This is a genomic window from Nocardia sp. NBC_00881 (assembly GCF_045207455.1).
GTDB lineage: Bacteria > Actinomycetota > Actinomycetes > Mycobacteriales > Mycobacteriaceae > Nocardia.
The window spans coordinates 6743205-6756245 of record NZ_CP108798.1; the positions used below are offsets into that span (position 1 = coordinate 6743205).

General features: G+C 67.3%; 1 protein-coding gene (cut by both window edges). It reads left to right on the forward strand.

The whole window is internal to a GNAT family N-acetyltransferase gene (locus tag OH799_RS28730) on the forward strand: the coding sequence, 177828 nt in all, runs 79401 nt past the left edge and 85386 nt past the right edge, and what appears here is coding positions 79402-92442 (codon 26468, complete, through codon 30814, complete); the first complete codon in view begins at position 1. The start codon and the stop codon both lie outside this window.

Sequence of the window (13041 nt, forward strand, 5' to 3'; positions counted from 1 at the left end):
ACTGGGGATCCCAGGGCGTCCGATGCGCAACGACGCGCCGTGTGGGCGGCAGCGTCGCCGTCGGATTACTACCCTTCCTTGTCCGACAGGGCCCCGAAACCCGCCCGCCCGGAGGCCGAGGGCGCCGCCGCGAAACCCGCACCCGCACCGGCGCAACGCCCGGAAGACCCGGAGTCACTCCGGCTGGTGGGGGAGTGCGCGACGTTTTCGGCGCATAAGACGCAGCTGGAGTTGTGGAAAGCCAACGGCGAGGTCGGGGATCCGCCGGTCCAGCCTGCGCAGGGAGACCGGTTGCGCGGCGACACTTTGGCCGCGCTGGGCACGACGCTGGGATCGAAGATCCACCCCGGACATAACCGGGTCCGTACGATGCGTGCATTGGTGCGGCGGGTGTCCGAGAAGCACCTGATCGTGCAGGCAGCGGTGCTGCACGGCGACGGGACCGGACACGCGGTCACCGTGCTCTGGTGCCCGCAGCGCGGTCTGGTCATGCATGAGATAGACCACGGGCGGCCGCGGACCATCGAGGGCGATGCGGCGGTGCGCGCCCGGGCACGGCGGTTTGAGGACTGCCGGGTTGTCTGGTTCGAATTCCGCGAAGGCCGGGCCACACACACTCTGCAACCCGGTGAAGCGCTCGATCTCCCGGACTGGCTCGCCGACGTGAAAGTATTCGGTGGCCGCCGGGGCGAACGATTCTTCCCGGGCGAAAACGGCGACAGCGGTGAGCCCCGATCGGTCCGACCAGACGCCCAGGCGAATCAGGATGTCCGCGAACAGCTTCGGGAGCTGGAGCGGCACCGTATCGACGGTCTCGCCGACTACAAGGAGTCGGTCGCGCTGTTCCGGCGGGATCTGGTCCGCTTGCAGTTCGTCATGGACGGGACAAGGCGGGAATCGGACAGTCTCACCTGGCATCACTTGCGGATCAGACTTGACCAGCTCGCGGCGGAGAATGACAAGCTGGTGCGAGCGGTCGGCGGGCGCGCGGGCCGTCGGGATCCGGAAGCCCGGCAACTGGTGCAGACGCTACGCGCCGAGATCGCGAAGTTGCGTGCGGACCTGCAGGCGATGTCCGGACCGGTGTACCGGCTACCCGCACGGGGTAAGCGCGTCCACCCGATCGGTCCGGGGCCGCAATTCCAGGGATTCGATGAGAACCAGTCGACCAAGCGTCGTTTCGGTGACCGAATGGCCGAGAAATACGGGATATCGGTCAAGGGGCATCTGAACCGGGATGTTCCGGCGAGCGTCACCGACGGGTGGGAGCAGGCGATCGATCTGGTCGCACAGCAGCACCCGCACCTGGTGCAGACGCTGTTTCGACTTCAGATCGGACGTGTGCCGGGGGAGCATCGCGCCGAAACGTCGTCCTACCGCCGCGCCGACGGCACACCTGCGGCAACGGTCACCTTCAATGTGCGCTGGGCCACCGACGCGGAGGGGTCGGCGGCGAAGTGGGCCGCGGATGTGGAATCAGGCAAATACTTGGCGGTGTCGGGCGACCCGGTCATGTACTCCCTGCTGCACGAGCTGGGGCACGTGGCGGCGGCCTGGTTCGATCCCGATGTACTCGATGATGATCCAGCGGAGGTCGCACGGGATTATTTCGAGAGCACGGGTGCCCTGCTGGTGGAAGCCGGTGTGATCGCGGACCGGGAAGCCTATGTGGCGCAACTGTCGGGTTACAGTTTCGTCGGCTCCGATCCTTCCGGTGCCATCCATTGGAAGGAAGCGCTGGCGGAGGGGTTCGCCTACACGATCCACCCCGACAACGGCCGGGACTGGACTACACCCCAGGACGCCTTCTACCGTGCGGCGGTCCGTCTGCCGAAGTTGGATCGGGCGGAACGCGATCTCTATTCGATGGCCGTCGGGTTCGGGGTACAGCATCCCGATCGGCTGGATCGGGACCAGTGGAACGAGACCATCCACGGGCTGCGGGAGCAGTACGACGGGGATGCCGATCGCCTGAACCAGCTCGACGAGCTGGCCACTCGAGCCACGCGGCAGATGGATAAACTCGACAGGTTCGGTCCGTCCCGGATGCGGCCCACGGCCGAGCGTCTGGCGATCGCGGACGATGCCGCCTCGGCACGCGGAGTCGAGCGGATCATGGCCGTGCAGCCCGATGGTGTCCAGCACGGCCACCACATCGTCCGGTTCCCACAGCAGCGCCGGCTGGTCGTGGTGGCGACTGGGGACCGGCAGCGGCAGGCGCTGGAGGAATTCTGGCGCACGAACACGGAGATCCGCGCCGAGCTCGATGAAACGGGCTACCAGCTCGAGTTCTACGAAGCCTTCACCCTCGACGCGCCCGGCGGGTTGCAGTTCCAGATTCAGCCCGCGGGCTCGTGGCAGGTCCCGGCCGACTCGACATCCGGTCGAGTGGAATATGGATACGTTCTCGGGGATGCGGCTTCACACCGCGTCGTCGACCGGCTGCGGCAGATGCACGAACAGGGTGTGCGCATCGAGTGGTATGGACATTCGGACGAATTGATTGCCTGGGCGCGATCGGACGCGGCGACTCCGCTGCCGGAGCTGTCGCCGACCACGACGCTGAACTGCTGGGACATGATCTTTTACGCCGCAGTGGATGTGGGGGTTCTCGATCGTGAACAGGTCCGTGCGTTCTTCGAGTACCGAGGTGACGAGTCGACCGTCGAGCTGCTGGCGCCCGGCGGGCGAACCGTGCTTGCGACGAGTCGAGAGGAGCGGGACCCGGTCAGGTATGGGATGCGGCGCACGTTCGAGATCGGTGACGACCTGCCGCGCCGAGGGGATCTGGTCTTCTGGTATGTCGGCACTGGAGATCCCGGTGCGCCAACGAAGTTCGTGCATGTCGCGATCGCGACCGGGCGCACCCATCCGGAGGACGGCTCCCCCCTGGTGTATTCGTTCTGGCGACTTCCGCGCCGCATACGCAACCGGGGGAGCAACTACCCGGGTGGGGTGGTGTACGCCAGCGTCGCGGAAGTCACCGAAGACGTGTCCAGAATGGGTCCTTTGGTCGAGGTCGATTTCGGTGAGGGACTGTGGGAATTCCCGGACGAGGCGCCGGTCGCGGATACCGGGGAACTGATCGCTGATCGGGATCCTCCGACCAGCGGTGTCGATCCCGACCCGCATTCGTCGTCGGAATTTACTGTGCCGGAAGGATTGTCGGCACCGGAGCGGAAGAATATCCGCCGCGTGCAACCGGCATCGGACGGCACTGCGGTGTGGCCGGATCTGGCGGCGCACAGGCGTGGCGAGGACCCGAAGAACTGCGGGCCGTGGGCGCAGTGGTTCTTGCGCGCCGCGGCCGGGGAGACCGGACCCGATCTGCGGGATGACCCCGTGATCGCCACGGCGGGGATGGACAAGGTCGCCCTGGTGCAGGACCTCGGCATCGGATGGCGCAAGAACCGGATCGGGGTCGGGACGACGGGGCTGCAGCGGGCCATCGCCGAGGCGGACGAACTCGGTGGACAGCTGCTGGTGGGCTGGGATTGGGTCGACGACGAGAGCCTGATCCAGCGGCACACACCGGCCGAAGGCGCGGCCGATGACGGTCCGTTCGGGCATGTCATGGTGTTCGCGAAAATGGACAAGGCGTTCGCCCAGTGGCTGAACGAGCAGCATCCGGAGCTGATCGCGCCAGACGAAGGGGACGTCCAGCCCGGCGAGGTAGTGGGCTTCGACCCGCTCACCGGCACCCTGCTGCGTCACGCGAAGCTGGACGAGTTCGCCCGGCGCTTCGGGGCGGCCGTCGGCGAGGTCCACATCGCCCGAAAGAAGCCGAACCGGCAGGCCGAAGTCACGTTCGTCGCCAGCGAACAGGCCACCCGCGGCCCACGGGTGCAGCGAGTCGCAGGCCCGCAGCGCCCGCAGCGCCCGACCGTGCTCGCCGCTGACCGCGAGAACAACATGGGTGCCCGGCCGCCCGCGGATATCCGCAAGGAGGTCCGCGACCTGGAGCGGCGGCGCGACGAGTTGGCGCATGAGCTGCGGGTGCCCGATCCGAGCCGGTTGGACGCGGACCAGCCGGCGTGGGCGGTCGACGGTGCACTCCGGAATCTCGAGCAGGGGGTGGCCGAGGATCGACAGCGGCTGATCGACGACCTCGCGACCGAACTGGGGGTCCAGCCCGAGCAGATCGATCTGGCGCGCCTCGCGCTGCCACGTGAGCTGGCGTCGTTCTGGGCGCTGGACGACCGCCGCACCGATGTCCTGAACCGGGAAGAACTCCTGCCGCTGCTGGCGGCCGTGGTGGAACGTCATCGCGAGTTGACCGCTGAACTGACCGAGGCCGACACCGCGGCGATGGTGCAGGCGGACGACGACGCGGAGGCACGGGCCTGCGGCCCGGTGGTCGAGCGGATCATCCGGGACGCGGCACTGACCGGCAGCCCGGACGGTGAGGCCCGCGGCGACCAGATCGCCTGGTTCCCGGCGCAGCGGCGGCTGATCGTGGTCGCCTTCGACGGCGGGCATGAGCGCGCGCTGATGCGATTGATGGTGGAGCACCACGGATTCGAGGGTGTGCTGGATGCCGCGCCCGCACACGATGGGCAGGAATACCGAATCGAGCGGCGCACGGTGCCGCGCGCGGAGGAACAGCCCGCCATCGCGCAGCCTGCGGTACTGGCCGAGACCCGACTCGTCGACCGAACGGAAGTCGTTGCCGCCGTCGCCGATATCCGCGATCTGGAACAGCGGCGAGATGAGCTGGCCGCGCGGCTGGACCTCGCGGACCCGGCCGGTCTGGCGCCCGGTGCGTCGGTGTTCGACCAGCTTCTCCGCGAGGTGCGGCGGGACTGGCTGGAACTGGCCGACGAGCTGCGCGTCGATGCGTCCGATGTCTCGAAGGCCGTGCTGGATGTGTTCGGCGATCCGGACGAGATGGCTGAGGGTGACCCGTTACACCGATGGGCGCAACACTTCTCGGCGATGAAGGCCCAGCGTGCGGAGATCGTCCGGCGCGACCACGCGATCGGCGAGCTGGTTACGCTGGTCGACGAACTGCACCGCGCCGTCGCGGCACTCGACGACGGGGTGGCCAACCGCTTCATCGCGGAGCGGTTCGCCGGTGGCACGCAGGTCAGTACGCATGCCGTTGTAGTCGAGACGCCGGGCGTCGAACTTCCCGCGCTGTATGTGGTGGCGTTGGCGGGCAGGCACGAGCGTGCCCTGGTCGACTTGGCGCACCAGGATTCGGCGAAATTCGCCGACGTGCATCTGCCGCCGACCCCGCAGCGGCCGCGGCGGTACCAGATTTTCCGGGTCGAAGCAGCGGTGGGTCCGGACGGCGCGGTGGCCGAGGCCACCCGAACCGCGGTCACCCCGGTCGGTGGCCACTACCAGCTGAGTCGGAGCGAGATCAAGGCGGCCTTCCTGGAGCTGTATCTCCGGCCGCGCTACGCCGGGCTGCTGTCGGAGCCGATCGGCTTCCCGGAGTGGCTGGCGCGCGGCGGATTCGGTCCCGATCCCACCTTCGAGGACCTGGTGCGGGGCGTCGCCGACGCCCATCCGGACGACGTGCTGGACATCTTCGGCGCGAAGGAGGCCGCACGCAAAATCGTCGACCGGGAATTCACCCTCGCGGACCTGCGCTATGACGCCGAGGACGCCGATGGTGCGACGGCCGCACCGGTCGCGGTGCTTCCTCGGGTGGTCGAACTCGGTAAATTCCGGTTCCGGCTCCGGATAGTGAAGCTCGGGCCGTCTCGCTACGCGATCGCGAAATCTGTTGGCGTAGGCCGTGATCCGGGCGGTGTGGTGTCGGGCTGGTTCGGTGGCCGGGAAGCCGGCAGCCCCGGCAAGCTCGCCAACGACATCAAGGCGCTGCTGAGCGACGGCACCGCGGATCTGGGTATCGAAACAGGCACGCCCGCACTGGAACTGGAGCCTGTTGGCGACCGAGAGCTGCAACAACAGCTCGACGAGGTGGTCGCGCAGCTGCCCGGCTGGCAGACCTGGCAACTCGATCCCGCGACCCCGCCCGGCGAACTTCCGGCCGGTGCGCGCACGCAGATCGATACCGCCGCGCGCGCGGTTCGGGAATTCCATGCCGACATCGCCCGGTGGTGCGCGGAACTGGATGTCGACGTGACCGGGATGGACCGGGAGCAGATTCGGAATGCCGTGCGGCAAAAGGCCCACGACATCTATCAGGACGTCCGGAATCCCGGTAACTGGGGGGAGGCGGATCGTGTCAGAACCTTGGCAGAACGGGTTGATTCGGATGAGGTGTGGCGAATCGGTGCAGCGGCCGAGAAAGAGCTGGCCGCGGCGCTCGACCTGGCCGGACTCGTCGTTTCCCGCAATGAGCTGGCCGCCGAGCAGGCGGTTCCGCTCAACGAATGCGTCGGGTTCGACGCACTGCGTGGGCAGCTGCTCGTTGCCGGGAAGTTTGCTGACTTGCCGCTGCTGGTGCGGCGGCAGCTCGGTGTAACCCCCGAGGAGCTGGCCGCACGGGGTATCACGATCCGCTATAAGCAAGCCTGGGTCGACCGGGACGGCGCACGGCAGGTCGAGGAGCTGACCGGCGACCCCGTGGATCCCGGTGCCCCAGCCGATTCCGCGTGGGACTACTACCTCGATTCGGAATGGGCCGGTCGGGTGAACCGGATGGTCGACAACCGGTCGTTCGCGCAGCGAGTCCGCGACGGACTCGAATCCGGGGCCCAGCGTGCCAGTGAGGTGGACACCAAGACGTACCGGCGAACGGTGGTGACCTGTCAGGACGGAACCGGATACACCGAGTACTGGTTCGCCGACAAGGAACTGGTCGATGCCGCCGAGGCACAGTCGATACTGGCCGGCGCGGTCCAGGACCGGCCGGTGGAGTTTTATCGCAACTCGCCGAACAGCTACTGCCGACCGAACCCGCACTGGGGCAATTCGGAATCCATGGTGTCCGATGTCGTGCGGAACGCGTTGCTGGATTCCACCAGCGGTCGCCTGGTAGGCATGTACGACGCGCTGTCCAGGCAGCAGCCGGACCGGCTCTTCTCCTGGTACACCGACGGCAGCTGGCGGGTGCTCACCGCCGACTATCACATGGGTGTGGAGTATGGGGCTGCCTCGACCCCGCGTGAGCCCGGAATGCTGTTTCCCGCTGAGCGTTTCGTGATGCGCCATGAGGACGGTACGGAAGCCTGGATCCGTCATCGTGTTCCGCGCGCGGATGTCCAGGCGGTCTGGCGGCGTATTCTCGCGGTGGAGCATGCGCTGCGCAATCTCGGTCAAGAGTTCCTCCACACCAAAATCTCGGCGCGGATGGTCGAGATCGTAGGGAATGCCTTCGATTCGACCGCCGATGCGCCGGCCGACGCGCAACTGGTTCCGAAGCAGTCCGCCCCGGTGCTGCCGGCCAAGCCCGACTTCAAGCCGTTCGGCCGTCGGCTCCTGGAACCCGCGGAAGTCCTTGCCGCCATGGAGCGGACCAATAACCTGGCCCGCGACCGCGACGAACTCGCCGACCTGCTGGGTATCGCGGACCCGGCGGCACTGACCTCGGCCGAAGCCCGCGGTGACGCCGAAATCGCCCGACTGGTCGATCTGGTCGCCGAACACGAGCGGGCCGTCGCGGAACTCGACGAGGACGTGTCCAACCTGGCTGTCGCACATCTCAACGCGCGCCTGGGATCCAAGTCCGCCATCCAGGTGAGCGCGCATGTCACCTACACCGCGCAGTCGTACAATGCCGGGAGCGTGGATGTCGCGGCGCTGCCGGGCAGGCACCGTGCTGCCGTGGATGACCTGTGCTACCAGCAGCCGCGGTTCGCGGATCTGCGGAAACCGACGATTCGAGAGCAAGAGCGGTACGGGGTCTGGTTCTACGAGGCGGTCATCGGGCCAGACGGCACGGTGCAGGCGGAGCTGATTCGCCCATCCCAGGACCCGCGCCTCTACGAAGGTTTCCGTTACGCGGATCAGGGCGAGATTCACACAGCATTGCTGACCGGGTATCTCCGTGCGCGCAGCCGGGGATGGCTGGACAAAGATCCCGAGCGGAGGTCGAAAGGGGCGGTCGGATTAGCGGACTGGTTCGATTCGGACACCGCTTACACGGATCGTCTTCAGCGGGAGCAAATCCCCGGCCAATCCAGCTTCGAACGCCGAGAGGCGATGTGGCTGGCCGAGGGCAGGAAGGATGTCGCGCAGTTCAGCGTCGACGAGATCCTTCGAAAAGTGCGATCCCGAGAGATCACCGGCGCGGACACCTGGCACGAGCTCGAGCCGGATCGGCCGGTGGGCACCGAGAAGGTAACCATCCTGTTCGGCAAGGAATGGGCTTTCGAGGTGGATATCTGGATGGTCCCCGACGGCGAGGGCAACTACCGGATCGCGCAGCCCCCACAGGCGGGCAGCACCACCGGTCATGTGGTGGCCGACTGGTTCGGCCACAAGCCCCCGCGCAAGAAGAAGAAGCTGGTGCGGATCGTCACCGAGGCGCTGAAAGACGGCAAGGTGACGTTGATACCCCCGGTCGAATCCGGGCGGTCGGTCGATGGCGCCATCTCGCGACCGAATCTGGCGGCGCACCGGCAGGGCGGCGGGGAAAAGCTCTGTGGGCTGGCCGTCCCGAAATTCGTCAAGGCATGGGCAGGCCCGGAAGCGGGCGCGAAGATCCATCCGGCCGACGAGAACGATCCGAATATCGCCCGGATCATCGCCACCCAGGGCAGGGACAAGAACGACGTCCTGGAAGACATCGAAGCCGGTTGGCGGGAGAAGAAGGTAGGCACCGGGGCGACGGCGCTGCGGTCGGTGCTGGCCCGCGCCCGGTTCCGCGGCGGAGCGACCGTGGTGGGTATGGACTGGGTGAGTCGAAGCGACTTCGGGCACCTGGCTGTGTTCGTGGAGGTGGACACCGAGGAATTCGCCACGGAGCTGAACAACAAGCACCCGGAATGGGATGAGCACGAGCACATCCGGGTCGGCGAGGTCGTGCTCTTCGACCCGATCCACGGGCTGCTGCGCGGCGCACAGATGGACCAGTGGGCGGAGGAAATGGGCGCGGTCGCCGGGGACGTGTGGATCGCCGCCATCAACCGGAACCGGCAAGCCGAGGTCCGGTTCGACGCCGATGTGCAGAAGCACCGCGGCCCGGGGGCGAAGCGGCTGGGTGCCGGGCCTCCGGTCCCGCAAGACCCGGAGGCGGGCAGTACTGCCGACAAAGGAAATAACGGGCGGCTCAACGTGCCCGAGCCCCGAGCGGCACTGCCGGAATATCCGTCGCCCGCGGAACAGACAGAGGGGCGCGACCTTTTCGTACGCCTGGTGCTGGACCGCTGCAAGTCGGAGAACGAGGTTCCCGGGCTGTTCAACAGGCTGCCGGAGGCCGTGCGCCACAGGATCGTCAAGGGTGGCGTGCCGCCGGAGTTCCCCGGCTTCAAGGACATTCCGGCGCGGTATGCCGATCTGTTCAACCGATACGAGCTGGCCATTCAGCTGAAGGCGACGCCGGATTCGGCGAAGCTGACCGACCAGCTCGAGGTGCTGGACGACGCCGAGGAGTTCGTGGCCGCGCTGGAAGGGCACCCGGTGGTGCACGTGTTGGCGTTGGATCTGCACGGACCGTGGGCCGGGCCGTTCGCCGTGGCGGTTCGTGACATAGACACAACCAACGCCATGACGGTCTGCGTCACCGGCCCTGGCATCCAGGAAAGTTTCCAAGCCGTTCCCGCGGCAGAGGATTCGGACCGGTCGTTGATTTTGTATCGCCCCGCGGACGAATCCGTCGAAGACGCGGGCGCGAGGCTGAAATCCGATATCGAAGGGTGGCAGCGGCCCTCGGCCCGGTACGCGCCGTACTACCGGTTTGCGGTGGCGCCGGTCGAGCTGGTCGCGCGCACCGGCGGCGCCACTATCCTGGCGTCCGACCCTATGACGCAGCTGTCCTGGCACGAGCAGGCCCGTGCTCGAGAGGCCGCGGGCAACGATGGCGTGGCAGGTCACCGCCCGCCGCGCAGGGTGCGGGATCTGGCGCTGCTGGAGCGTGTCCTGAACGGCGAAGCCCAGCCACCCTCCGCTGCGCCGCAGGTGGGACATGATCCCGACGCGTTCTGGGAGCCGGTGGATGAGCGCGCGGCATTGGGGCTTTCGCCGCGCGGTAGTCGGGCGACTCGGCGGTATGGGCCGGGAGTGGTGTTCGCGGTTACCCCGGGGACGTCGCCGGAGGATGGGGTGCATGCGGTCGTGCCCCGTCGCGGGCGTCCCGCTGACCCGTTGGGGCCGACCAAGGCCCGGTACGAGGTGCTGCGGCCGCAAGGTCACGAGTCTGTCGATCCGGAACGCGCCGGCAATGTCGAATTTACCTTTGCTTACCCGGATCGGCAGGGGTTGTTCCACGGCCTGGATGGGACGCGGTATAACACTGCGGGTTTGGGGGATTACGTCCTGATGGATGCGGCGCCCAAGGATGAGCGCATCCACTTCCGCTTGCATTCACACACCCCCCATGTCTATCTCAATCTCTCCTACGGTCCGTCGGAGCCCGGGCCCGGTGGCTTCGGATACCCGGTGATCACCGACGGTTGGCTGTTGTCATTCCCAGTGATCAGCCGGGGTTTTGGAACAGAGGACGGCGCAAAGTCCGCCGCGCAGACCCGTTTCGAGCTGTCCCGCAGCGGGGTGGACCTCGGGCTGGTCGACATGCCCGGCGATCACCAAGGCCTGCTGTGGCGCACCCGTGGATCGCGGTGGCGGGTAGATCAGGTGATCTCCGGCGACGTCGATCTCAACCGGATGTTCGCCGGGTATGGCGACGATTTCTGGGTGGACCTCGTCGACGCGAAGCTGGTCGACGGCGGAATGGCGGTGACGTGTCGGATCAACATGGTTCTCGGCGAGTCCGTTGAGGTCACGTGGAAAATGTGGCAGCAGGACGAGGCGAAGACGGCGGCATACCTGAAGGTCGATTCAGGGACGAATCCGGCGCGGATTGCCCCGGCACTGCGCACACTTGACCAGAAATTGACCGCCTGGCTGGCCGAATCAGGTTTTTCCTGGACGGATTCCGAGGGGTTGCCCCCCGGCGTTGTCCAGCTCGCCGAGGCGGCGACCCGCCCCGCTGCGGAGCGGCAGCGGGAACTGCGGGCGCGAGTCCTGTTCATGGCGGATGAGCGGGCACGCATTCTCGACGCGGCCCGGGAGTCGCTCCGCGGGCTGGGCGCCGACATCGCCCCAGAGGCGGGCCCGGACGAGCTGGAACAGGCCGCGCAGGTGATCTATAGCGACCGCCGCAACAACCCCGAACCCGCTGCCGAAGCGGAGCAGGTTGTCAGAAGAATTGACTTGTACGACAAACTCCTCCAGCGCGAGGCCGAATTGTCGGACGAGATAGCGGAGCTGCGGCAACAGGTGGAAGCCGCCGAACAGGATGCCGGCCCGGAGACACCGGCCATCCCGGACGCGGACACGGACCCCGCGACAAGCGCGTGGGCGCTCGAAGATCCGCAGCGCGATAGTGATTCGGGTGATGCGCCGTCGGCAGGCGCCGTCAAGCCCATCGAAGGTCCGCAGGCGCCCTCCGACGGGAGAATCGAGGAGCCTGAGCCGCGCGCGGCCACGGAGTGGTTCGCGGTGGGTGACGGCAGTCGGCGGGTCGAACTCACTGTCGGTCTGCCAGGGCTTACGCAGGCGGGGCGGACGGCGGGCGCCCCGGTTGCGGCCGACTGGCTGCGTGAGCGCATGGACGAGTGTGGTTGGGGGAACCACGACCAACGCTCGCAGGCCTGGATGGCAGTCATGGATCTGGTGTCGGCTTCGTTGCGGGATACCACCGGCGAAGTTCGGGTGGCGGTGGTGGTGACCGATCCGGAGGGTCCGCTGCGGGTGGAGGTGTTCGACGAGGGCGCGGGGACCGACCCGATCCAACTCAATGCGGACGGATTCGGTGTCGAGCCCCTTGCCGACGGCGCGGGCAGGGTGACCTGGTTCGAAGTAGATGGATCCGGCCAACCGGCCGACCAGTCGTCGTCGGAGCAGGATGACGAGGGCTGGCGTCGTGCTCCGTTCTCGATCGACTTCAGCGCGCCGATCGAATTCGGGCTCGCCGAGCCCACTGCCAACGGAGCCTACCGGCTGACCATCACCCCGAACACGCTCGACTGGCAGGTCAAAGAATTTCTAGGGGGGGCGTACTGCCACTGGTTGGCTGCCGCTTTGCAGAACATAACCGGTTGGGACATCGTCCACATCGAGTCGCGGCGGGACGACGGGACATGGGAGCCTGTGCACAGCGCCGTGCGTATCCCGGAAGAGGATACGCACGGCACTGTGCACAGGCGTACCCCGGAAGGGGATCTGCTCGATATCATCGGTCGCCGCAGCCTGGTCGAGGTCAAGGCACACTATGGAGACGCCGAGTCGGTCCGCCATCGGGTCGTGGCCGCGGAGCTGATGCCCGGTGACGTGATCGGCGACTTACCAGAGCTGCGCGGCGACCGGTTCTGGTGGGCTGCCACAATGCCCATCCTGTTCGTGGTGGTTATCAGTCACTTCGCACGCTATTTGTTGCGCGACAACGGATACTCCGACCTCGCCGACGCGGCTACCAACGGGCAGACGCCGCCTCCGGCGCAGTCGGGACCGCCCGACGCGGACAGCGAGCCGGACATGCCCGAGCCCCGCCCGGAGCTACCGGAAGGACCGCCGGCCGATGAGGGCGACGAGCCACCGCAGGCACATCCCGACGAGGCCGCGCCGCCCTTGCGCGCACTGTCGAGGGAAGACCCGGAGCCGGTCGAGACCACCACTATCGCGCTCGGCGACCGCGGGTCCAGCACCGACGCGACCGAGATATCCGACGTGGAGGGCACCAGCGATTACCGCCCGCCGCGCCAGGTCCGCGAGCCGGGCGCGCCCCTGGCTGAGCAGGAGATTCGCCTGGAGCGGCCACAGTGGTCGGATTTCGCCGACATGGTCGAGATGTGCACGCAGTCCGCGCGCACTGGCTATGCCGACACCGAGGCGGGCCGAAATGCGCTGCGCGCGATCGATTCCGGTAGGCACGATCCGGAAACCGGGGTATGGGAATCCCTGCTC